The 23,195-nt window shown below is 44.7% G+C and carries 18 protein-coding genes and 2 tRNA genes; 11 read left to right on the top strand and 9 right to left on the bottom strand.

Going from position 1 to position 23,195, the window contains the following annotated elements:
• Positions 1-17: 17 nt before the first annotated feature.
• On the bottom strand, positions 18-680 hold the full coding sequence (locus PO830_RS12420; RefSeq protein WP_272853903.1) for a T9SS type A sorting domain-containing protein: 663 nt from the start codon (positions 678-680) through the stop codon (positions 18-20).
• Between the two features lie 278 nt (positions 681-958).
• Here PO830_RS12420 and PO830_RS12425 point away from each other — a divergent pair, with 278 nt between their 5' ends.
• The 6 genes from PO830_RS12425 to PO830_RS12450 all read left to right on the top strand — a co-directional run bounded on the left by PO830_RS12425 (position 959) and on the right by PO830_RS12450 (position 7,104).
• Positions 959-3,448, top strand: a complete 2,490-nt coding sequence (locus PO830_RS12425) for a T9SS type A sorting domain-containing protein (protein WP_272853904.1) — start codon at positions 959-961, stop codon at positions 3,446-3,448.
• A 7-nt stretch (positions 3,449-3,455) separates the two neighbouring features.
• Positions 3,456-4,676: a bifunctional folylpolyglutamate synthase/dihydrofolate synthase gene (locus tag PO830_RS12430; protein WP_272853905.1), complete on the top strand. Its 1,221-nt coding sequence runs from the start codon at positions 3,456-3,458 to the stop codon at positions 4,674-4,676.
• A 155-nt stretch (positions 4,677-4,831) separates the two neighbouring features.
• Positions 4,832-4,906, top strand: a tRNA-Val gene (locus PO830_RS12435).
• Between the two features lie 562 nt (positions 4,907-5,468).
• Entirely contained in the window at positions 5,469-5,651 is a 183-nt protein-coding gene (locus tag PO830_RS12440; RefSeq protein WP_272853906.1) for a hypothetical protein, read from the top strand.
• 94 nt (positions 5,652-5,745) lie between these two features.
• Positions 5,746-5,820 (top strand) — tRNA-Val (locus PO830_RS12445).
• Positions 5,821-6,126: 306 nt separating this feature from the next.
• Positions 6,127-7,104, top strand: a complete 978-nt coding sequence (locus PO830_RS12450) for a YitT family protein (RefSeq protein ID WP_272853907.1) — start codon at positions 6,127-6,129, stop codon at positions 7,102-7,104.
• Between the two features lie 66 nt (positions 7,105-7,170).
• Here the strand turns inward: PO830_RS12450 and PO830_RS12455 are convergent, their stop codons facing one another.
• The 8 genes from PO830_RS12455 to gldJ form a co-directional block, all read right to left on the bottom strand.
• Positions 7,171-7,674, bottom strand: a complete 504-nt coding sequence (locus tag PO830_RS12455; protein ID WP_272853908.1) for a Dps family protein — start codon at positions 7,672-7,674, stop codon at positions 7,171-7,173.
• Between the two features lie 143 nt (positions 7,675-7,817).
• Positions 7,818-8,234, bottom strand: a complete 417-nt coding sequence (locus PO830_RS12460) for a DUF2452 domain-containing protein (protein WP_272853909.1) — start codon at positions 8,232-8,234, stop codon at positions 7,818-7,820.
• Positions 8,231-8,521, bottom strand: a complete 291-nt coding sequence (locus PO830_RS12465) for a TIGR03643 family protein (RefSeq protein ID WP_272853910.1) — start codon at positions 8,519-8,521, stop codon at positions 8,231-8,233. Before PO830_RS12465 ends, PO830_RS12460 begins: the two co-directional genes overlap by 4 nt.
• Positions 8,511-10,046 (bottom strand): cryptochrome/photolyase family protein, encoded by a 1,536-nt coding sequence (locus PO830_RS12470; RefSeq protein ID WP_272853911.1) that lies wholly within the window; start codon positions 10,044-10,046, stop codon positions 8,511-8,513. The genes PO830_RS12465 and PO830_RS12470 overlap by 11 nt, the downstream gene beginning before the upstream one ends.
• Complete coding sequence (locus PO830_RS12475; RefSeq protein WP_272853912.1) at positions 10,043-11,362, bottom strand: DASH family cryptochrome; 1,320 nt, start codon at positions 11,360-11,362, stop codon at positions 10,043-10,045. The genes PO830_RS12470 and PO830_RS12475 overlap by 4 nt, the downstream gene beginning before the upstream one ends.
• Entirely contained in the window at positions 11,329-11,493 is a 165-nt protein-coding gene (locus PO830_RS14835) for a DUF2256 domain-containing protein (protein WP_442870111.1), read from the bottom strand. Before PO830_RS14835 ends, PO830_RS12475 begins: the two co-directional genes overlap by 34 nt.
• Before the next feature lie 35 nt (positions 11,494-11,528).
• Entirely contained in the window at positions 11,529-12,809 is a 1,281-nt protein-coding gene (locus PO830_RS12485) for a UDP-N-acetylmuramoyl-tripeptide--D-alanyl-D-alanine ligase (protein WP_272853914.1), read from the bottom strand.
• An 80-nt stretch (positions 12,810-12,889) separates the two neighbouring features.
• Positions 12,890-14,578, bottom strand: coding sequence for a gliding motility lipoprotein GldJ (gldJ, locus tag PO830_RS12490; RefSeq protein ID WP_272853915.1), 1,689 nt, complete (start codon positions 14,576-14,578; stop codon positions 12,890-12,892).
• Positions 14,579-14,808: 230 nt separating this feature from the next.
• On the opposite strand from gldJ, the gene porU reads away from it, so the two are divergent.
• The 5 genes from porU (at position 14,809) to PO830_RS12515 (ending at position 23,156) form a co-directional block, all read left to right on the top strand.
• Positions 14,809-18,657: a type IX secretion system sortase PorU gene (porU, locus tag PO830_RS12495; RefSeq protein ID WP_272853916.1), complete on the top strand. Its 3,849-nt coding sequence runs from the start codon at positions 14,809-14,811 to the stop codon at positions 18,655-18,657.
• Between the two features lie 34 nt (positions 18,658-18,691).
• A complete protein-coding gene (gene porV, locus PO830_RS12500; RefSeq protein WP_272853917.1) occupies positions 18,692-19,846 on the top strand; it encodes a type IX secretion system outer membrane channel protein PorV in 1,155 nt (384 codons plus the stop codon).
• Positions 19,846-20,328 (top strand): cytidine deaminase, encoded by a 483-nt coding sequence (gene cdd / locus PO830_RS12505; RefSeq protein ID WP_272853918.1) that lies wholly within the window; start codon positions 19,846-19,848, stop codon positions 20,326-20,328. Before porV ends, cdd begins: the two co-directional genes overlap by 1 nt.
• Before the next feature lie 147 nt (positions 20,329-20,475).
• On the top strand, positions 20,476-21,474 hold the full coding sequence (pdhA, locus tag PO830_RS12510) for a pyruvate dehydrogenase (acetyl-transferring) E1 component subunit alpha (RefSeq protein WP_272853919.1): 999 nt from the start codon (positions 20,476-20,478) through the stop codon (positions 21,472-21,474).
• 2 nt (positions 21,475-21,476) lie between these two features.
• The gene (locus tag PO830_RS12515) at positions 21,477-23,156 is read left to right on the top strand and encodes a pyruvate dehydrogenase complex dihydrolipoamide acetyltransferase (RefSeq protein ID WP_272853920.1); all 1,680 of its coding nucleotides are present in this window, start codon (positions 21,477-21,479) and stop codon (positions 23,154-23,156) included.
• Positions 23,157-23,195 lie beyond the last annotated feature (39 nt).

Genomic DNA, 23,195 nt, shown 5'->3' on the forward strand with positions numbered 1-23,195 from the left:
CAATAGTGAGTTATGAATTACCGAGCTATTATTAATTTTTTTATCTCCCTAGCGTTTTTGGCTTCTATCGTTAAAAAATAGAGGCCGGCTGGCAGGGTACTCACATCCATACGTAAAGGTAGCGTGCCACCATTTTGGTGTTGCACGTTTTGACCTTGAGCATTATAGAGAGTGAGCTGTTGCACGGGAATGGCTGCTCCTTGTATGGTGATGATCTCCCGCCCCGGGATAGGGGTGATAGTAAGCATAGCCAACATTGTACTTTCCACATTTAACACGATGGGGTCTTCCAGCGGGGCAGAAAAAGTATTTGAGGCGCTATCGGCAAGCTCTTTGGGTAAATAATTACATTCCAGTTCAGGATCTAAGGTAAAATATATCTCGCATGTAAAATGATAATCCGCGGGCACCTGAGGTAGTGTTATTAGATGATCGGTAGTGATGGTGGTAGGGATAACATTAAGATTTTGAACGTAGCATAACTTTAGGATGATACTGTCAGTAGTAACCACCTGAGCTTCTTCGAGATAGGCTGTCGAAAAATTAGGGCTATGCATTACCACTTCCACGTCAATTTCTGCAGGATCGCCGGTAGGCGAAATCGTAACTCGCTCAATGCTTCCTTGACTTAGGGTTATTGTGGCATATAGCAAGCATGCAAGAACTATATAGGGTTTCATAAAATTAATTTTTAACAAGGTTATATGTATCCACAATATCACCATCACAGATTAATGCTAGGGTGTAATAGCCGGTTACACATGCAGGGGAGCGTCGTCAATATACGAAATAACTAGGTCTATATAAGTGGCTCTTCTTTTATATCACAGCCAAGATTTATGGTTCTTATATACGCAATCTTTCAATAAATAGCCTGCGTAGCATCTTTCAGTAGCTCGTTTTCTCAGTGTCAAAAAAAGCTGCTGTTTTTCAGTATCTTTATCAAAAATAAGATACTATGAAACTCCAATACCTTACTCTTTTATTACTATCCATTTTCTCTTTAGGGTGTCAAGACATTCAGACATCCAAAACTTCAGGAGCAACATCAGAAAAAGCGCCTACCGATGTCATGTTTATGCAGCGGGCGTTTCCTTCAGGACAACTTAATACCTCGGCGTATCGGGAAGCCATTGCATGGAAAAAACAACGCAACAGCGAGGCGCCTTCCGCGGCCGTGTGGGAATTTACAGGACCTACCAATATTGGAGGTCGTATTACCGATATTGAGATCCCTTCCAACAACCCCGATACCTATTATGTTGGGGCGGCTTCCGGAGGAATTTTTAAAACCACCGATGGGGGTAGCAGTTGGACGCCCATCTTTGATGATCAGGAAATGCTGTCTATTGGCGACATCACCATTTCCGAAGCGAACAATGATATTGTTTGGGTAGGTACAGGCGAAGTGAATGCCGGAGGAGGTTCTTTAGCCTATGACGGCGATGGGGTATATCAAAGCATCGATGGCGGCCTTACGTGGCAACCTAAAGGCTTGCCAGATATTGGCAGCGTGGGTAAAATTTTAATAGATCCTAATGACGGAAACACAGTCTTTGTAGGTGCCATGGGCCCTCTCTTTCGGGATGACGACAATCGCGGCGTGTACCGAACCACTGATGGCGGCACTACCTGGGAGCAGGTATTGTTCATTAGCGATGTGACCGGAGTGATCGATATGGCCATGCACCCCACCCACGGCGATATTCTATATGCGGCCACCTGGGAGCGCATACGCCGACCGGAATTTAGACAATACGGCGGTGCTACTTCCGGAATCTACCGATCACTAAACGGCGGTGATTCCTGGACCGAATTAACCACAGGGCTTCCCTCAGCCCCTACCGATAAAGGACGTATCAGTATTGTGATTGCACCTTCTAACCCGGATGTGTTGTACGCGCGCTACGCCAATGCGTCAGGAAGCATTGAGGGGGTGTATCGTAGTAGCGATGGCGGTGATTCCTGGACGGAAGTAAATTCGAGTCAGCTGACCAACGTAGGCTTTCACTGGTGGTTTCGTGGAATTTATGTGGATCCTACCGATGAGGACGTGCTGTATAATGTCGACTTTGTCGTTGAAAAATCAACCGATGGGGGAAATAACTGGACTGCTTCTTTTCCCGGTGTTCACGTGGATCAGCATGCCATGGCATTTCATCCTAACAATTCTGATATCGTGTTACTGGGGAATGACGGCGGTTTTTATAAAAGTTTGAATGGGGGTGCGAGTTGGACGAAGGACGAAACCCTGCCTATAACGCAGTTTTATCGCTTCCATGTCGATGCGCAAAACAGTGATAAACGATATGGGGGTGCTCAAGATAATAGCACCATGCGAACTAGTTCCGGCGCTTTGGGAGATTGGAATATCATTACGGGAGGAGATGGATTCCAACCCTTAGTCGATCCTACCGATACTAATGTGATTTATGCCTTATCGCAGTATGGCGGACTCGTAAAATCGACAAATAACGGCGCCTCTTTCAACTTGGTGTTGAACGGCATCGACGGTGCCGATCGGAACAACTGGGATACGCCTATTTGTTTTGATCCCGACAATTCACAAACCTTGTATTTTGGTACGAATCGACTGTATCGTACGACAAATGCCGCAAACAATTGGACGGTGATTAGTCCCGATTTAACAAACGGACCGGGCGGAGGAAATCTTACTTTTGGAACCCTTACGACCATCGATGTTTCTACGCTGGATAGCAACCGGATTTATACTGGAGCCGACGACGGTACGGTGTTTACAACGCCAGACGGTGGGACCACTTGGACTGATATTTCGGCAGGCCTACCGGATCGTTGGGTCACGAAGGTGCTGGCAGATAGAGTGGATGCCAATACAGTATATGTAACGCTTTCTGGGTATCGATTTGGAGAAGATAACGGTCATGTCTATAAAAGCACCGATGCCGGAGCGACCTGGACAAATATCGGAACCAGCTTACCGGATATCCCGGTGAATGATATTGTAAAAGATCGTTTTGACAACTTGATCATCGCCACGGATGTGGGCGTTTTTGGAAGTCAGGATGAAGGAACCAATTGGCAGGTATTGGGAGCGAATATTCCTTCAGTGGTGGTTAATGATATGCATATCGACGAGGCAAACGATCAATTGTATATCGCTACGTATGGTCGGTCGAGCTATCGATTGGATTTAAGTTCAGACATATTTTCTGTTTCGGAAGTAGGTACAGCTTCCCCCGTGTTAGCTCCGAACCCTGCTTCGGAACGTACCGTAATTTTCTTTGAGACACCGCGAAGTGGTGTTTGGAAATTATACAACGCAACCGGAACTTTAATTGAGCAGCAAGCCTTTCCGCAGCAAAAAAGTGTAGCGCTCTCTGTGGCAACGTTGTCGGAAGGAATGTATTATGTGCAAATAGTTTCTTCGGAAGGAACTACGACCCAAAAATTATTGGTATCCCATTAAGTAGACTGTGAGTAACTATTCTGAAACGATTGCGTGGCTGTTCAAGCAGTTACCCATGTACCAGCGACAGGGGCAAGTAGCCTATAAAGCCGATTTATCGAATACCCTTGCGCTGATGGACCATTTGGAACACCCCCACCACAGCTTTAAAAGCGTTCATGTGGCCGGAACCAATGGAAAAGGTTCTGTGAGTCATATGCTCGCTTCAGTACTGCAAGAAGCCGGTTATAAGACAGGATTGTACACCTCGCCACACTTAAAGGATTTTCGGGAGCGTATTAAAATTGATGGCGCGATGATTACTGAAGATGAGGTGGCTTCCTTTGTTCAAAAGCACCAACACTTTTTTGAAGACCAGGCACTTTCATTCTTTGAGATGACGGTGGGCCTGGCCTTTGATTATTTCAGAAAGGAAAACGTGGATATCGCCATCGTAGAAGTGGGGATGGGCGGTCGCTTAGACAGTACCAATGTGGTCGTGCCGGAAGTTTCTGTCATTACCAATATTGGTTTAGATCACACGCAGTTCTTAGGAAGTTCTATTGCGGCTATTGCTCGAGAAAAAGCAGGGATCATAAAAGAAGGAGTTCCCGTGGTTATTGGAGAAATTCACGAACAATCGGAACCGGTATTTCAGGAAATAGCGGAAGCCAAACACGCCCCACTGGTTTTTGCAGAACATACCGATTGGCCGAACTATGAGTTGCCACTTAAAGGAACGTACCAAAAGAAGAATTTGAAAACCGTATTGGCAACGTTACAATCGTTACGGAATCAAGGATGGAACATTTCCGAAGAACACCTGCAACTGGGGCTTCAGAATGTCTTACTAAATACGGGCTTACAAGGAAGGTGGCAGGTGTTGGGAACCGCGCCAACGATCATTTGTGATACGGCGCATAATAGGGAGGGGTTGACGTATGTACTACAGCAACTTGCGGAAGAACCCTACGAGCAACTGCATATTGTAATGGGAGTTGTCAATGATAAAGACCTTGATTCAATATTACCCCTCTTTCCGAAAGCGGCGCACTACTATTTCGCAACACCAGATGTTCCTAGGGGGCTACCAGCTTTGCAATTGCAGGAAATAGCCCAAAGATTTGACCTGCAAGGGGCTGTATTCGAGTCGGTTGCAAAAGCGTTAGAAGCGGCGAAAAATGCTGCTCATACCACCGACCTGATCTTCGTAGGCGGGAGTACTTTTACGGTGGCGGAGGTGGTGTGATATTTTTTACGTATTTGTTTGTGGGAAATAAAAACTACCTTATATTTGCATCCGCTAACTGAAAGGGCGCGTAGCTTTCTCCTCCGTTCACTACGGCGGACAGGCAACTTCGCTACACGCAGTGAAAATTTGAAGTTGGCGAAGTTGACATATTGGGGCGCGTAGCTCAGTTGGTTCAGAGCACTTGGTTTACACCCAAGGGGTCAGGGGTTCGAATCCCTTCGCGCCCACTTCAAACAGAATCCCGATGCAGCATTGCATCGGGATTTTTCATTTCAAGCGGTGAGAGCTTGTTCTCATCCGTGAAGAAATGAAAAATACGATAACTGCGAAGCAGTTTAGGGATGATTCTATTTGCAATCGTGGTTTCGCTTCGGTATGTTTTCCGCAGGAAAAGAATCCCGTATGAAATACGGCTTTTGCTTGCAAATATTATAAAGCCTTGCTACCGTTTCGCTCCTCGCTAAAAAAGTCCATTGGACTTTTTATGAACGCTCGGCCGTCCTCGCGCCCACTTCAAGCAGAATCCCAATAACGGCAAAGCAGTTTAGGGATGATTCTATTTGCAATCGTGGTTTGGCTTTGGGATGTTTTCCGAAGGAAAAGAACCCTAAACCGATTGGATTTTATTCGTAGCTGGGAATTGGAGTATTACAGTAGATCACTCTCCAAGTGCAATTTTTTTTAATAGTTTCTATGTCTCATATAATCAGATAACTAAAAATTTATTATCTTTAAACGTTAGCTCCCGGTTTTGTCTAACTCCTTATCATGGGAATAAATAATTTTATTATGAAAAATGCTTTTGCGATAGTGATCCTGCTAATTTTAGCACTCAATGGTTGTTCACCAGAACAGGAACACAGAACAACTTTGTTGCCTGAAGAACGGGAAAATGTCCAACTTTCAGCTCAAGAAATTCAACTCGCTAGTGAAGCCATTGTAAAAGCCGTTATGGATAGCGATTGTCATTGATTCACGCGAAAAAAATTAATTAAGATTTCCATTAAATAGTTGCACCGCTGCTAGATTAATAGCTGCGGTTTTTTTATTTTTAACCCTTCATAATGGGTCATTAACTCAGTTGGTTCAGAGTGTTACCTTGACAGGGTAGAAGTCACTGGTTCGAATCCAGTATGACCCACATCAAGCAGTCTCCCGGGGAGGTTCTTCCTGGGATTTTTCATTTCAGACCGTACCGCAACATTGTAATTAAGGGAAAGAAATAAAAAATTCCTAGCTGCCGAAGGCGACTGGGAGGCTATTTGCAGCAATGAGTTTAATTGGATCATTACAATAATCCATTATGCCCCACATCAAGCAGTCTCCTGGGAAGTCTTTTCCCGGGTTTTTATTCCTAAAATTTTACTGGAATCGTTGGTAATATTTTTGGTTTTTCATTGGTAAGAAACCAACTTCCTCCTATCTTTTATACCAAAATCAACACACAGTGAATACACTCTTTAAAAGCATCATTAAAGAAGCGGTAAAGCGGCGGTATCAGAATCATGCTACGAAAGCAACCACCGCATTTATCGAAGAGAAGACCAAGCGAATTGAGATTGAAGTCTCGCACGAGTTGCAAGATTTCTTCTACATTGTGCTGGGTGTGTTGTCGGCTACCTTCGGATTGCACGGTTTTCTACTACCCAATTCCTTCATTGATGGCGGAGTTACCGGAATTTCCCTGATCATTACCGAGTTGTCAGGGATACCGCTACCGCTTTTGATCTTCGGAATCAACCTCCCTTTCATTGCATTGGCTTACGTGGCGGTAAGCAGGCGATTTGCGATTAAAAGCATTATCGGTATTTCGCTGCTTTCGTTGTCCTTGTATCTTATCCATTTTGATTCGTTAACCAATGCCCCCATCCTGATCGCTTCTTTTGGCGGATTGTTTTTGGGCTTGGGCATCGGTCTCGCCATACGGGGTGGGGCCATTATCGATGGGACCGAGGTGCTCGCTATATACATCAGTAGGAAGTCGAATCTAACGGTGGGTAATGTCATTCTTATATTCAACATCGCTATATTTCTAACGGCGGCCTATATCTTTTCCACGGAAATCGCGCTCTACGCCATTCTCACCTATTTTGCCGCCTCTAAGACCGTGGATTTTGTGATCGACGGGATCGAAGAATTTATGGGAGTGACCATTATTTCTGAAAAACACGAGGAGATACGAAAGGTGCTTATTGAAAAACTAGGAAGGGGATGTACGCTGTACAAGGCTCAGAATGGTTTTCCGAAGGAAGGCATTGGTCTGGTAGATACGATGGTGGTCTATACCGTCATTACCCGTTTAGAAATGAGTAGATTGCAAACTGAAATTGACAAAGTAGACGAGCAGGCATTTATTATCATGGCTTCTGTAAAAGATGCCAAAGGCGGAATGATCAAGAAAAAACCGTTAAAGAAACTACATTAAACGTTCGAACGCAAAGACATAAAAAAGCCCACGGTGCCGTGGGCTTTTTTGTCATATAGGTGGTGTCTACTCTTTTAGGATGCTACTGTTGAGCCGTTCTTTGCCTCGCTTCGTCCAAGCATTCAGCATCCAGCTGGCTTTTTCCAAATACCGAATGTAGGCGCCAATCAAATCGATGGTACCTTCATCCCCAGAATCGTCTGCCTTCTTCACAACCTTTTTCATTTGTTCCAGTAGTTTTCCGTGATCCTCGATTAAGCAGTTCACCATCTTCTTATCATCAATAAGTGATTTCTCTTCAGTGATGTTTGAGATTTCCAGATAATGACTGTATTTACTCATCGGGTGGAAATTCAGCGTCAGGATACGCTCTGCGATCTCATCAATCTTTTCGCGAGCATCGGTATACAACTCTTCAAATTTCAGATGTAAATCAAAAAAGTTCTCCCCTAAAATATTCCAGTGGAAATTCCGAAGCTTTTGATAATATAAGTGATAATCTGCCAACAAAATATTGAGTTCCTTAACGGTTGGCTTATGTAATTTTTCTTGTTCTTCTAGATAGTTCATGTATGCTATATTTGGTAATTTTTCAATGTAAAGATACGTCAATAAACAACTGGAATAAAGTGTTTTAACGCCCTTTAACCGATTTTAGAATTTTCCTAACGTATAAGAAAACGCAATGCGTGTATTGCTCAAATAAATCGTGCCTACGAAGGGTCCGGAAGTTTCTTCCACAATTTATCGGCGGTTAGTTGGAAGGTGCCCACGTAATCAAATGAACACTCGTCTGGAGCAATTGGAGACAGAAATAAAGCTTCCTTTTTATCGCGGTACAGAAAGTAGGTAGCGCCTACATTGGGCTCAAATTGAAACCGAGCATTATAGATTAGGTTGTTGTATTCATATTCGTCCCGTAAGGTATCCAATTGCTTTTTGAGGGCGGCAAAGCGGGTTTCCAATTGTTTGTTAACTTTCTCAATGTTCCGATTCTTCCAATGCGTAGTATCGGTCGTCGTGATAGCAGGAGCGCCCAGATTGGTGCCATAGGCCTTCAATGAGGCATCATAGCGTTGTTGCTGCTCATCGTAGACTACCTGATCTGGTTTCTTTTTGTGGCTGCTCATTTTCGCTTTGCTATTTTATTGTGAGAAATATGTCGCTGTCGCGAACTTTTAAATCGATTATCGCTTCCTTCAAAGGTACGCAATTTGGCGTGTTTGGTTGCGCGACCTTGAACGCGCTTCCGCCACATGCGAAAGCTCGAGGCTTTCATCTGTTGGCGCATAAAGGTAATCACTTCGTCTTCGGTCAACCCAAACTGAAACGTGATCGCTTCAAAGGGCGTTCGGTCTTCCCAGGCCATTTCTATGATCCTGTCTTTCTCTCTCTCGGTAAAATTTTCAGTATGCATCTGGGTTTTTTATAATGTCATGCGCACGCTCCTTATGCGCGGTTAATGTTTCTTTGTTCATTTTTTCGAGCAAATTCATCATCATGCTCATTCGTTGATTGTCTTTAAAGTACTCTTTTTTGTCATCTAGAAAATGCCAATACAAGCTGTTGAACGGGCAAGCATCCTTTCCGGTCTTTTTAGATACCTTATATTGGCAATCGCCGCAATAGTTGCTCATCTTATTAATATAACTTCCGCTGGAAACATAAGGTTTGGTCGCGATTTTACCACCATCGGCAAACTGACTCATACCCCGGGTGTTGGTAATTTCAACCCATTCAATCGCATCTATGTAGATGCCCAAATACCAGGCATCCACTTCGTCGGGATGCGTTTGCGTTAGGAGGGCAAAGTTGCCGGTGATCATCAACCGCTGAATATGATGTGCGTAAGCATGATCCATACTTTGCTTGATGGCATGATGCAAACAATTCATCTTGGTATCACCGGTCCAGTAGAAATCAGGGAGCTTATTCTGGTTGTCAAGTTTATTGGAGCGTCGAAATCCTGGCATTTCGAGCCAATACATGCCACGCATAAATTCACGCCATCCTAGAATTTGGCGCACAAAGCCTTCTACCTGAGAAATATCAATACGCTCTTTATCTTTTTCCCAGGTCTCGATCACGGCATCTATCACTTCCTTGGGAGAGAGCATTTTGGTGTTAAGCGCAAACGACAGTTTACTGTGGAAAAGAAACGACTCTTTGGGGTCCATCGCGTCTTGATAATCACCAAAATGTACTAGCAATTCTTCCGTAAAATACCGTAACACCGCTAGGCAATCGGTTCTGGAGGTTGGCCAACGAAATTGCTTGGCATCAATGGTGCCCATGGTTTTAACCTGTTGATCCTTCAGTAAGGTGACCAGTTCTGAAACATCCTTTCGAAAGCCTTTATCATGCGGAATCTCGGGCGTGCCCTTCCATTTCTTGCGATTGCTCTTGTCGTAGTTCCATTTGCCTCCCTCCGGATCTTTATCGTTCACCATTAGAATATCGTGCTTCTTTCGCATGTAGCGATAGAAGTACTCCATGGTATAGGTTTTTTTGTCAGAAAAGAAGGAAGATAACTCTTCGCGGGTGGTCAAAAAGTGTTCGGTGTCGAAAGCTTCCGTTTGAATATCGATTGCTTCGCATAGTTCCTGTAATTGTTCGTCCAACCGATATTCATCAGGAAGCAGGTATTCAAATTTATCAATTTGTTCGATTTCTATGAGTGCGGTAATGTTCTTCGGAAGGGATTGTTGATTATCAGCATCGTCCAGCGTATGATACAGCACCCTGTGGCCGTGCTCTTGAAGCCAATCCGAAAAATTCCGCATGGCGGCAAAGAATCCCACCACCTTCTGAATATGATGCGTTACATAGTCGGTTTCCTGACGCATTTCAGCCATATAATACAATACGTTGTCATCAGACTCCGAAAACCAGCTGTGCTTGGCGTTTAACTGATCGCCTAAAATAAGTCGGAGTGTCTTCATATGTCAGTAGTTTCAGCGGTCCACAAGGCTCGAAAAGCGCCATCGGCATCGTAACGTTCCGCTTGCTTAGCCACATTAAATTTCCGGTCCCGTGGATCATTTCCGACGCCTGCCACATACATCCAATTGCCGTAGTTGCTATGCACGTCGTAATCGATGAGTTGTGATTCAAAGTAGGCGGCACCAATACGCCAATCCTGTAGTAGCTCTTTAGCAAAGTAGGACGCCACATTTTGTCTTCCACGATTGCTCATCCACCCGGTCTTTTTAAACTCGATCATATTCGCATTCACAAAATCCGACTCCGTTTTACCCTCGATCCAGGCGTTAATTTGATCCCAATCCGTATTCCAATCGTACTCCTTTTGTAATATGCCTCCTAGCTGAAAAATCGCGTTCTCATGGGCAAGAGACACATATTTAAAGAAGTCGCGCCATATCAATTCGAAGAGCAACCAATACGTGTCTTGATTCTTTTCAATTTCTTTTTCATAGCGTTTTACCGCATGATATATGGTGCGTGAAGACACACTTCCATTGGCGAGCCAAGCAGAAAATTTTGAACTGTATGCCGTGCCTATGAGTCCGTTGCGCGTATGTTTATAGGTGCTTAATTGGCGTGTTTCAAAAAGATAATGTTGCAGGCGATGCAGTGCTTCTTTTTCTCCTCCGGAAAAAGGAAACGCGGTATTGGGATGTGTTTTAGGCGGACTAAGTTCCAGGGTTTTCCAACTGGGTACCTCTGTTTCTGTATCGACAAAGTTTGAAAGCTCAAGCGGTTCCGGCGCTACTAGTGGTCGCACTTCGGAATATTTTTCCAGTTTCTTTCGAAAGGTGGTAAACACCTTTGGAATGTCATTCAGAGCGAAGGGAACGTCGTCCGGGTGAAACAAAAACTGGTCATAACACGTTTGTACCGTCACATTGGTTTCGATAAGATTTTTCTTGAGGTTGGTTATTATTTCTTTTTCTTCAGAAGTCCATTCTTCCTGGGTGTAAATACAGGAGATATCATATTCTGAAATTAATTCGGGAAGAATTGTTTCGGGTTTTTCAAAATAAATGAACAATGGGATATTCAATTCCCGCAACGATAATCGTAGCTCTTTTACCGTCTCCTTTAGAAATTTCGCTCGAAAAGCGTTGGTCTTGGGAAATCCAAAGCGATCTTTCTGAAACTGCCTGGGGTCAAAGCAATATACGCCAATGACGTTGCGATGTTTGGTAGTAGCTTGGTATAAGGAGTGCTGATCCTTCGTTCGGAGGTCGTTCCGAAACCAAACTAATGCGGTACTGTTTTCTTTTTCTTTCGACATCCGTTGCTACAATAAATAACCGATTCCCAGTCGCGTTCCCACTTTTTACGCCACTGAAAGGGTCGTTGACAAACCGGGCAAATTTTGGTAGGACGCTGAGAAGGTTTCATTTGTCTAACAAAAATAAACATCTGTTAAACAAAATCTGTTAAGAGAATGGCAAATTTTACAGATAGGGTAGGGCGCGTTCCAGTGCCATGCCGCGACTCCCCTTAATAAGCATATGGCTTTTCGGCAGCGGTTCTTTTTGAAGTGCTTGGGCGAAGGCATCAAAGGTTTCGAACACCTGTATGTGTGCAGCTGTATGGCGAGTAGCCGCAAAATGGGCGCCTACTAAAAACACCTTATCAATGGCTGCCGTATGCATCATATCAACAATTTGCTGATGCTCTTCGGAAGCGGTTGCCCCCAATTCGAACATATCACCCAGAATGGCGACTTTATGCGGCGCTTTGCGCGCGAGAAAATGCTTCAGCGCTGCTTGCATGCTAGTAGGGTTGGCGTTGTAGGCGTCCAGCAAAATATGGTGACCGTTGTGTTCTCGTTGTTCACTACGATTCATTTTTGGGTGGTAGCTTTCAATGGCGTTTTTAATGTTGTCGATGGTTACGTTGAAGTGTATTCCTATCGCCACGGCCGCGGCAATATTTCCGAAGTGATACACACCCCCTAGCTGGCTTTGAATGGTGTTGTCTTGTGCCGCTACGGTAATGGTGGGATCTTCCGAAGCTAAGGTTATTGGAATATCGGCAGAAGCGTTACCAAAGGTGATGCGATTGACTCCTTCTGAATGCTGCAATTGTGTGGTGTCTGTGGCGTTGACAAACACCATTTTATGATGTTTTTTCAGATGCCGATAGAGTTCGGTTTTTCCTTGCACTACGCCTTCCAGACTTCCGAAGCCTTCTATATGCGCTTTTCCGAAGTTGGTAATGTAGCCAAAGTCAGGCATGGCAAGAGAACTCAAGAATTCAATTTCCTTCAGGTGATTGGCGCCCATTTCAATAATACCGTATTCGGTAGCAGGGGTGAGGCGCAGTAATGTAAGCGGCACACCAATATGATTGTTCAGGTTTCCTAGAGTGGCGACCGTATTGTACTGAGTAGAAAGTACCGCTTGAATGAGTTCTTTGGTCGTCGTCTTGCCGTTGCTACCGGTAAGCGCAATAATGGGAACGCCCAATTCGTTTCTGTGCAACGATGCGAGCTGTTGTAGTAAGGTCAATACATCATCACATAAAAGAGTTTTGCCAGGAACCGCATACTGTTCTTCATCGATCACGGCGTAGCGAGCTCCTTTGGAAAGGGCTTCTTGCGCAAAGGTGTTGCCATTAAAAGACGCGCCCTTCAAGGCAAAGAACAGGGAGTTCGGAAGGATCTTGCGGGTATCGGTACTCACACCATCGCATTCCAGGAAAAGAGGGTATAGGGTTTCGGCGGTTACCATAGGGTTCTAGCTTGTTGAGAAGGTACTAAAAAACCCTCACATGGTGGCATGGAGGGTTTTTGTATTTTTTCGTAAGACGCTTAGTGTCTTGGTCGTTTTCCTTTTTGTGATTTTGAACCTACACGAGACATGGCGCAACGGAATCCGATATAGTCGGTTGCCATATCCTGCGGGAAATAGCGTCGCTGAGCCGGATCTAACCAGTAGTCGCGATCTCTCCAGGATCCTCCTTTGTACACGCGTACTTCGTTGTTAATAAGGGTGGTTCGCTTGGTAGATTCGTCGTACTGACGTTCAAGGTTTCCAGTACTATCTGCATACACTTCGTGTGTAGGCGAGTTGTACATGCGCTTGCTGTTGTCTACTTCACTATCCCCACCATCATAGAAATCATTGCTGAAGGATTGATAGTAACGCGTAGAACGCTTATCTCCATCACGGTAATCGCGGTTATCGCTGGTAGAGAAGTTGGTTCTTAAATACGTTTCTGATTCGTCTACAGGCACCTGCAAGATTTCTCCCGGAAGGTTTCTCGCGACGATCTTACCGTTGCTCAAGGTGTCGTACACAATAGAATCGGCGGTCACTACTTTTACCTGACCGTCTTCGCCAATGGCGTTCTTGGTATAAACGTTTCCACGGTAATAGTTGAAGTCATTAAACTCATCATCAACGATAGGTCGATAGACATCCGCCACCCATTCGGCTACGTTTCCGGCCATATCATAAAGTCCGAATTCATTGGGTTCGTACGATTTCACTTCGGCTGTAATATCGGCACCGTCATCACTCCATCCTGCGATTCCACCGTAGTCACCGTCTCCTTGCTTGAAGTTCGCCAATTGATCTCCACGGCTTCGACGTTTCCCTGAACGCGTATACTGTCCGTCCCATGGGTATTTCTTTCTTCCGCGGTATACATTGTAATTACGTAAACTTACCAAACCTAAAGCGGCATATTCCCACTCGGCTTCCGTTGGAAGTCGGTACGAAGGTAACAAAAGACCATCTTTGCGCTGAACGTATAAATTGGTACTGTCTTCGTTTCTTCTTGCTAAGGATTCAGATCGTTTTCCGCCACGGGTAATAGAGTCATTTCCACCGTACGTTTTGGTAGGTGAATTTAAATACGTTTCTGTGCTGAAGGTTTCTCCCGGTTCTACATCATATCGTGCGTTTCTCGAAGTAAATCCTTCTTCTTCCAGGATCAATTCGTTTACACGATCGGTACGCCAGTTACTGAATTCAACCGCTTGAATCCAACTTACACCCACCACCGGATAATCGGCATAGGCAGGGTGACGCAAATAGTTATTGGTCATCACCTCGTTGAAACCAAGTCGGTTTCTCCATACAAGAGTGTCTGGCAAGGCGCCTTCATATATTTTTCGATAGTTTTCTTCGGAAGGTGGAAACACCCCTTTCAACCAGTCAAGATATTCGAGGTACATTAAGTTAGTAACCTCTGTTTCGTCCATGTAGAAGGACTGTACGTGTTGTTGATTCGGACTGTTATTCCAATCATGCATCGGATCATCTTGTACCCTCCCCATCGTAAAGGTTCCTCCTTCAATGAAGACCAAACCGGGGCCGGTTTCCTGTTCTTTTGCCTGCGGATTGTACTGGAAACCACCATCTTTGGAGTTCATTTTCCAACCGGTAGCACGAGAACTGTTCTTATAATCACGTGATTTGCTACAGCTCACAAAAAAGGTCGTAGCCACGACTGCCAAAGCAAGCTGCAACGCTAGGGTTTTTCTTAAGTTCATAGTTTAAGGTTGTGCAAAATTGGGTTCGCAATATACTAATTAACGTCAAAAGCGCAATATTATTTTGTTAAATTAATACGCTGTAAGGATAGGTCTTAGCGACCGACACTGTTCGATAACGCTTCAATTTTTGGTTTAGTATATCATGCCAATATGATTGCTTATAGTGTTGCTGAAAAACTTGCCTCTTACAGAATACTAAGTGTATATTTGAGGCGTTAGTATTTATGATGAGAAAATCCTTACTAGTTGTCGTTTTCTTTTTGTTTCTATTGCCGATTGTAGCGCAACAGCGTTCGGTGACTATTGATTGGAGCCGACTCAACCCGTCGGCTACCGAAAGTGCCACAAAGACTTCCGCCAATCCTTCGGAAATACTAACCACGCGTGAGAGTGTCTCTCAATCGTTGCATGTAGATGAATTTCAGCTGGCGTTTTACTACCATTGGCGGGATAATGCCTGGGTGGCGCCAAACTCCTTACAGCTTACCAACGTACGCTACGAAAGTGTAACCGCTGCGGAAAGAGCCGCGGTCAATGAAACGTTGGTGCCTACATCCATTACGGCTTCTATTAGTACGAGCAGTGCTCGTGATGTATTGCATACACAACTTATGATTTCTCCTATAGTGCGTAGAAACGGAAGCCTTCAAAAGGTGGTTTCCTTTGATTTTACGGTTTCGTATGGAGGCCGTAGCAGTATCGGGACTAAAATGCCATTGAGCAATTCGGTCCTGGCAAACGGTGTCTGGTTCAAATTCAGAATTGATAAATCGGGTGTCTACCAACTCGATCGTTCTTTTCTCGAGCGTTTGGGGATGAATGTCGGGAGCATCAATCCCCGGAACCTTAAAATTTATGGTCATGGAGGGAAGCCCTTACCATTGGCGAACGACCTTAATGATCAAATCGATTTACCCGAAGTCGCCATAAAAGTCGTGGGAGAAGCCGATAATTCTTTTGACTCGGGTGATTTTATTTTGTTTTACGGCGAAGGAACTCAGGGTTATGTCGAGGAAAACGATTCTCACCTCAATCCCTACAGTGATGAAACCTATTATTACATTACCGCCGATGGTGGTCCGGGTCTTCGCGTGCGTCCCATGAACGAACCCTCTGGAGCCGGAACGCCTATTACTACCTTTAACGACGCACTGTTCTTTGAGGAAGATGAATTTAGTCCGTCGCTGGTGGGAAGACAATGGTATGGCAACAGATTTGATATCGAAAGTGAGCAATCCTTTACTTTTACCATTCCTAATATTGTGAGTAGCGTCCCCACCAATATAATTATCCGGGCCGCAGCAACCTCCGAGTCCATAACCTCTATGGCGGTCTCGGTAAATGGTACCAGCCTCGACCCCTTAAATTTTGGGGCCACTAGTCAGTCTTTTTTACTGTCCATTCAAGAAACGACCGCAGAAGTTCCGCTAGGTACAGAAGAAATTACGGTAGACATGACCTATAATAATTCGGGTAACCCTTCTTCTGTAGCCTATCTGGATTATATACGCATTGAAACCATGCGAGCGCTTGCGGGTGTAGCGGGTCAATTGTCCTTCCGATATAACGATGCCGCGACGAGTTCTGGCGTTGGGGAATATCAAATCGCAAATGCCGCCCAATTTTCAGAAGTGTGGGATGTTACACAGCCAGCTTCGATTGTGGTGAAAGAACACGACGGAAGTGGTTCTCTTACCTTCAAGGCTAATTTGGGAGAAATTCGAGAGTATGTGGCGGTAAACCCTTCCGACTACTTTACCCCTATCGAAATTCCTGACGCGCGTGTACCCAACCAAAACCTGAAAGGAAGCGTCTTCAATGCCACTGGCGGCGGATTTCAGGATGTTGACTATCTAATTGTCGCGCCCCCCATTTTCATTCAGCCTGCCCTGCGATTGGCAGATCATCATAGAAACCATAGTGGGCTGCGGGTCAAGGTAGTCACTACCGATAAGATCTACCAGGAATTTAGTAGTGGGAAACAGGATATTTCGGCCATTCGAAACTTTGTCAAGTATATATATGACAATGCGTCCAATGCTGAAAATCGCATTAAGTACGTAGGCTTCTTCGGAGATACTTCCGTAGATTATAAAAACCGACTTCCCGGTAATAACAATATGGTCCCCACCTATCACGAGCTTATAGGAAGTAGTTCTGTACAATCGTATATGAGTGATGATTTCTTCGGAATGATAGACTCGGGAGAAGGTACCATGCTAAGCAATGATCGCTTAGACATTGCGGTGGGACGAATCCTGGCCGACAATGTTACCCTCGCCAATCAAATGGTTGATAAGATTATAGGATATTCTTCAAATGCTGCCTACGGAAACTGGCGCAATAACTTTGTGTTGGTTTCTGACGATGTAGATGAGGTGTACGAATATGAAGACATTGAGGTTACGCTAGATGCCTTAGGCGATCAGATTGAAGCAGAAATACCCTTCGTTAACGTTAAAAAAATTCATTCCGACGCCTTCCAACAAGAAACCTCTGCCGGAGGAAATAGATACCCGGCGGTCACCGAAGCGATTGAAAATGCAATCGACGTAGGTTCATTAGTAATGACCTACCTGGGGCATGGTGGAGAAGACGGACTCGCAAAAGAATTTATCTTCACAAAGACCATTGCGCAAGAACTCAAAAACACCAATCGCTATCCCTGCATCGTCACGGTTACCTGCGAGTTTTCAAAATTCGATAACCCGCTACGTGTCACAGCAGGAGAACTTACCTACTGGAATCCAGACGGTGGTGCCATTACCCTTATAACTACCACCAGGTCTATTAATGTATCGGTCGGGGTAGATTTTAATCAGCAATTAGCGCCGTTTCTTTTTGGTTTTGAAACGCCCGATTACCCAACACCGGCGGAAGCCCTTCGATTGGCAAAAGCGAATATTAATGCGGAACAAAGACGCGTAGCATTTTGTGTAGGAGATCCGGCTTTAAAATTGGCCTTTCCGAAGAACAAAATAGAGCTTACTACAATCAATGGTATCCCAATCGAAGCGTCCACCGATACGCTTCAGGCCCTCAGTAAAGTGCGACTGGGCGGAGTAGTCACCGACCCGGCCGGAAATGTATTAACCGATTACAATGGAGTGCTAGAGGCCAAGGTATTTGATAAGTATGTAGACCGACAAACTCTTGGGAACGATGGCGTGCGTGATCCTACCACCAATGAGTTGTTAATTCTAAATTATAGAGCCTTAGGAGAAGGTTTGTTCAACGGACAGGCTACGGTGGCCAATGGAGCATTCGAATTTGAGTTCGTTGTGCCACGGGACATTCAGATTCCGGTAGGAAACGGTCGTGTTAGCTTATATTCTGTCAAAGAAAACTTTCAAGAAGACCAAACCGGTGTTAACCTTACTATTAATGTAGGCGGATTAAATGAAGACGCTCCCGAAGACAATGTGGGCCCCACGGTGCGTCTCTTTATGAACGACGAAAGCTTCACCTCGGGAGGGGTAACGAACGATTCGCCCATTCTCATCGCCAAGCTCGAAGACGAAAATGGGATCAATACCGCTAGTGGCATTGGGCACGATATGATCGCGATACTCGATGGCGATGAGGTAAACCCGGTCATTCTGAATGAATATTACCAATCTGATGTGGATGATTTTACCAGAGGCACCGCTTCTTATCAACTTCGAGATCTGGAAGAAGGATTGCATACCCTCACCTTAAAAGCGTGGGATGTGTACAATAATTCCTCTACTCAAGAAATTCAGTTTGTCGTGGCCGGTGATGACGAATTAAAAATTACGCGTGTGCTCAATTACCCCAATCCGTTTGTAAATTACACCGAATTCTGGTTCAATCATAACCGTCCTTTTGAGCCTTTAGAAGTTCAGGTACAGGTGTTTACAGTGACAGGAAAAGTGGTGTGGACCAAAAACCAATTGATCAATACCGACGGGTTTTTGTCGCGTGATATCGTCTGGGATGGTCGCGATGATTTTGGAGATCGTATCGGAAAAGGTGTTTATGTATATAAGATTACGGTAAAATCTACGTTAACCAATCAGCGGGTTGAAAAATTTGAAAAACTCGTTATCCTTTAAAAATTAAAATTATATTTGTCAAAAATTGAACCTCATGAAGAAATTTTTCCTTCTCATAACCCTCATTTTCTTTACCTTCAAAGCGTTTTCTCAAGGTCCTACTGAACAAAGTCGAGTCATTACGACAGGTGTTCCTTTTTTATTGATTTCGGCGGATCCTCGTTCGGCTTCCATGGGTGATGTTGGGGTGGCAACTTCAGCGGATGCTTTTTCACAGCAGTGGAATCCAGCCAAGTACGCATTTTCGATTTCGAAACAAGGGGTAGGAGTTACCTACACGCCTTATTTGAGCAACCTGGTGAACGACATTTTCTTAGGAAATCTGGTTTATTACAACCGTATCAACGAACGTAGCGCGATTGCCGGAAGCATTCGTTACTTTAGTTTAGGTGAAATTGAAGCGCGAGAAACACCGCAGCAAATTCAGCCGCTGATTCTGAGTCCGAATGAATTTACCATTGACCTTTCTTATGCGTTGCGTTTAAGTGATCGCTTTTCTATGGCGGTTGCGGGACGTTATTTGAGATCCGACCTGAAACTTCAGGTGGCTTCTGAAGATGCTTCTGCCGCAGCTTCTTTTGGGGTTGATATTGCGGGATACTATCAAAGTGAAGAGATCGCCTATAACGACTTTGACGGTCGTTGGAGGTTAGGATTCAATATTTCGAACTTAGGTCCTAAGATCAAATACGATGACATTGGGCAGGAAAACAGTCTCCCTACCAATCTTGGTATTGGCGGTGGTTTCGATTTTATCTTGGATGAATACAACAAAATCGGACTTACCGCAGAGGCCAATAAATTGTTGGTGCCTACACCAAGTGATTCAAATAACGATGGCGTGATTAACCGGGAAGATGACTATTATAACGAAAGCTTCTTTAGTGGCGTGTTCTCTTCCTTTGGAGATGCTCCAGACGGATTTAGTGAGGAGATTAAAGAGGTTACGTGGGCACTAGGAGCCGAGTATACCTATCAAGATGTGTTCGCGCTTCGTACCGGATATTTTAATGAAAGCGATGAGAAAGGAACGCGTAAGTTCTTTGGTTTGGGAGCCGGTTTTAAGTATACGGCCATTACTATCGATCTATCGTATCTGTTCTCAACCTCCCGAGTTATTAGTCCGTTAGAAGGAACGCTTCGTTTTGGTCTTACCTTTAGCTTCGGAGACGAGTACGACGAATACTAGTGAAAAAGCACCACATTACGACCACTCTGGAAGTGTATGAGAGCATTTCAGAATTAGAAGGTCCTATTCAAGCATTAATGCATAAGGCGCAAGTGGCACGAGATAAGGCCTATGCGCCTTATTCGCGTTTTAAGGTGGGAGCCGCGCTATTACTCGACAACGATGAAGTAGTTACTGGAAATAATCAGGAAAACGCGGCCTTCCCTTCAGGCTTATGTGCCGAACGTGTAGCGGTCTTTTATGCCGGTGCCGAACATCCGGGACGTTCAATCAAAGCACTTGCCCTTACAGTACATTCTGAAACCAAGAATATTACTACTCCGGTGCCGCCCTGTGGCGCGTGTCGTCAATCGTTAGCAGAATATGAAGTGCGACAAGAAGCGCCCATCGAAATCTATTTTATGGGGGCCACTGGAAAGGTGGTTAAGGCCGCTTCCGTAGAAGCACTTCTTCCGTTAGTTTTTGATAGCTCATTTCTGTAACCCACGGGTTTTATTATTATCACTCGAAATCGTTTTCGGTTGTTTTTGCTGAGAACTTGTTTTGTAGAACTTCAGAATATAGTATTTTTGTTATGCCTGTGCGGTTTCGCATGGCTGGTATTCAACACGAACCCAACAATTCAATTGATGAAAAAAATAACGAAAGCTACCTACTTGCAGTGGTATGAAGATATGCTGTTTTGGCGCAAGTTTGAAGATAAATTAGCACAGGTGTACATTCAGCAGAAAGTGCGTGGATTTTTACACTTATACAACGGGCAGGAGGCAGTGTTGGCCGGTTCCCTGCATGCCATGGAGCTCGGTAAAGATCGCATGATCACCGCCTATCGAAATCACGTGCAACCTATTGGTATGGGGGTAGATCCCAAAAAGGTGATGGCCGAACTCTACGGAAAGGCCACAGGGACCTCAAAAGGATTAGGAGGCTCGATGCATATCTTTTCAAAGGAGCACCGTTTTCATGGTGGACATGGAATTGTGGGTGGGCAAATTCCTCTTGGAGCTGGGATGGCTTTTGGTGATAAATACAACGAAACTGGTGCCGTAACGCTCACATTTATGGGAGATGGTGCAACGCGTCAAGGGTCGCTTCATGAGACGTTCAATTTGGCCATGCTGTGGAAGCTTCCGGTGGTTTTCTGTGTGGAAAATAACGGATATGCCATGGGAACTTCGGTAGCGAGAACCGCCAATCATACAGACATTTATAAATTGGGTCTGGGGTACGAAATGCCTTGTAAACCTGTGGATGGGATGAAACCCGAAGTGGTTGCCAAAGAAATGCACGAGGCCATTGAAAGAGCGCGTCGCGGAGACGGACCTACGTTTCTGGAATTGCGGACGTATCGATATCGTGGACACTCCATGAGTGATGCCCAACACTATCGTACCAAAGAGGAAGTGAAGAAAAAACAGGAGGAAGATCCTATCTCGTATGTGTTGAATCATATCTATGAAAAGAAATGGGCGACCGAAGAAGATGTGAAGAAAATCGATAAACGGGTAAAGGATCTGGTAAGCGAATGTGAAAAATTTGCTGAAGAATCTCCCTATCCGGAAACCAGCGTGATGTACGACGCAGTATACGAACAAGAAGATTACCCCTTTTTATCACATAAACTATAAGTATGGCCGAAATAATCAACATGCCGCGCCTCAGCGACACCATGGAAGAAGGAACTGTTGCTACCTGGTTGAAAAAGGTGGGCGATAAAGTAGAGGAGGGCGATATTCTTGCGGAGATTGAAACGGATAAAGCAACCATGGAGTTTGAATCTTTTTATGAAGGTACGCTGTTGCATATTGGTATTGAAGAGGGCGAAACGGCCGAAGTAGATAAACTACTGGCTATTATTGGTGACGAAGGTGAAGACATTTCCGAACTATTAGAAGGAGGCACAGCCAAAGGTTCTGATGAGAAGAAAACGGCGAAGGAAGAAACCAAAGACGAATCAACTAGTGAGGAAGCAGACGAAGGTGCTTCAGAGGATGCTTCCGAAGAAGCCACAGAAGAAGAAACCGTTGAAAAATCTGATGATCTGCCAGAGGGTGTAGAGATCATTACCATGCCACGGTTGAGCGATACGATGGAAGAAGGTACCGTTGCCACTTGGTTGAAGAAGGAAGGGGATGCTGTAGAAGAGGGTGATATTCTGGCGGAAATTGAAACCGATAAGGCCACTATGGAATTTGAATCCTTTTACAGTGGAACACTGTTGAAAATAGGGATTCAGGAAGGAGAAACGGCAAAAGTAGATGCGCTACTGGCCATTCTTGGGCCTGAAGGTACCGATGTTTCCAAGATCGACACCAGCAAGAAATCCAGTTCAGCTAAGAAAGAGGCTCCGAAGAAAAAGGAAGCTTCCGAAGAGAAGAAACCTGAAGTCAAAACCGAAACCAAGGAAACCTCCAAAAAGAAAGCAGAACAACCACAACAATCAACCTCCTCTGGCAGTAGTAGTGAAGGAAGAATTTTTGTCTCTCCATTGGCTAAAAAATTGGCGGAAGAACGAAATATCTCACTGAAACTGGTGCAGGGTAGTGGTGAAAACGGTCGAATTGTAAAGCGCGATATAGAAAATTATCAGCCTTCAGTAGCAGGCGCAGCCTACACTCCTGTTGGAGAAGAAAGCTTTGAGGAAGTCACCAATTCCCAAATGCGCAAAACAATTGCCAAACGCTTGGGCGAATCTAAGTTTACGGCACCGCATTACTACTTGACGATAGAGTTGGATATGGATCACGCAATCGCTGCGCGAACCGCTATCAACAGCGATCCCGATGTCAAAATATCCTTTAACGATATGGTGGTAAAAGCATGTGCGATGGCGTTGCGAAAACATCCGCAAGTTAATTCTCAATGGACTGATAAGACCACCAAGATCGCCAAACACATTCACATGGGTGTAGCGGTAGCGGTAGACGAAGGTCTGGTGGTTCCTGTGTTGAAATTCGCCGATCAAATGAGCTTTACACAAATTGGAGCTCAGGTCAAAGAGCTAGCAGGGAAGGCGCGCAACAAAAAGCTAACACCCGAAGAAATGCAAGGGAGTACCTTTACGGTTTCTAATTTAGGCATGTTCGGAATTAAAGAGTTTACGTCGATTATTAACGCACCCAATTCGGCCATCCTCTCAGTAGGAGCAATAGTACAAAAACCTGTAGTGAAAAACGGTGCGATTGCGGTAGGGAATACCATGACCGTCACCTTGGCCTGTGACCACCGTACCGTCGATGGAGCCACCGGAGCCAAATTCTTACAGACGGTTCGACAGTACATTGAGAACCCGGTAACGATGTTCGCATAGTACCTTTTGAAAAGCTATAGAATCCCGCTAGAATCTCAG

It is taken from the genome of Altibacter sp. HG106 (assembly GCF_028561755.1).
Taxonomy (GTDB): domain Bacteria; phylum Bacteroidota; class Bacteroidia; order Flavobacteriales; family Flavobacteriaceae; genus DFVG01.

What these genes read in the sequence shown, in the direction of transcription:
- PO830_RS12515 (WP_272853920.1), top strand. Translation starts at nt 21,477, where the DNA reads ATGGCCGAAATAATCAACATGCCGCGCCTCAGCGACACCATGGAAGAA.
- PO830_RS14835 (WP_442870111.1), bottom strand. Translation starts at nt 11,493, where the DNA reads ATGTTTATTTTTGTTAGACAAATGAAACCTTCTCAGCGTCCTACCAAA.
- PO830_RS12465 (WP_272853910.1), bottom strand. Translation starts at nt 8,521, where the DNA reads ATGCATACTGAAAATTTTACCGAGAGAGAGAAAGACAGGATCATAGAA.
- gldJ (WP_272853915.1), bottom strand. Translation starts at nt 14,578, where the DNA reads ATGAACTTAAGAAAAACCCTAGCGTTGCAGCTTGCTTTGGCAGTCGTG.
- porV (WP_272853917.1), top strand. Translation starts at nt 18,692, where the DNA reads ATGAAGAAATTTTTCCTTCTCATAACCCTCATTTTCTTTACCTTCAAA.
- PO830_RS12455 (WP_272853908.1), bottom strand. Translation starts at nt 7,674, where the DNA reads ATGAACTATCTAGAAGAACAAGAAAAATTACATAAGCCAACCGTTAAG.
- PO830_RS12420 (WP_272853903.1), bottom strand. Translation starts at nt 680, where the DNA reads ATGAAACCCTATATAGTTCTTGCATGCTTGCTATATGCCACAATAACC.
- PO830_RS12460 (WP_272853909.1), bottom strand. Translation starts at nt 8,234, where the DNA reads ATGAGCAGCCACAAAAAGAAACCAGATCAGGTAGTCTACGATGAGCAG.
- PO830_RS12485 (WP_272853914.1), bottom strand. Translation starts at nt 12,809, where the DNA reads ATGGTAACCGCCGAAACCCTATACCCTCTTTTCCTGGAATGCGATGGT.
- pdhA (WP_272853919.1), top strand. Translation starts at nt 20,476, where the DNA reads ATGAAAAAAATAACGAAAGCTACCTACTTGCAGTGGTATGAAGATATG.
- PO830_RS12425 (WP_272853904.1), top strand. Translation starts at nt 959, where the DNA reads ATGAAACTCCAATACCTTACTCTTTTATTACTATCCATTTTCTCTTTA.
- PO830_RS12440 (WP_272853906.1), top strand. Translation starts at nt 5,469, where the DNA reads ATGAAAAATGCTTTTGCGATAGTGATCCTGCTAATTTTAGCACTCAAT.
- PO830_RS12470 (WP_272853911.1), bottom strand. Translation starts at nt 10,046, where the DNA reads ATGAAGACACTCCGACTTATTTTAGGCGATCAGTTAAACGCCAAGCAC.
- PO830_RS12475 (WP_272853912.1), bottom strand. Translation starts at nt 11,362, where the DNA reads ATGTCGAAAGAAAAAGAAAACAGTACCGCATTAGTTTGGTTTCGGAAC.
- porU (WP_272853916.1), top strand. Translation starts at nt 14,809, where the DNA reads ATGAGAAAATCCTTACTAGTTGTCGTTTTCTTTTTGTTTCTATTGCCG.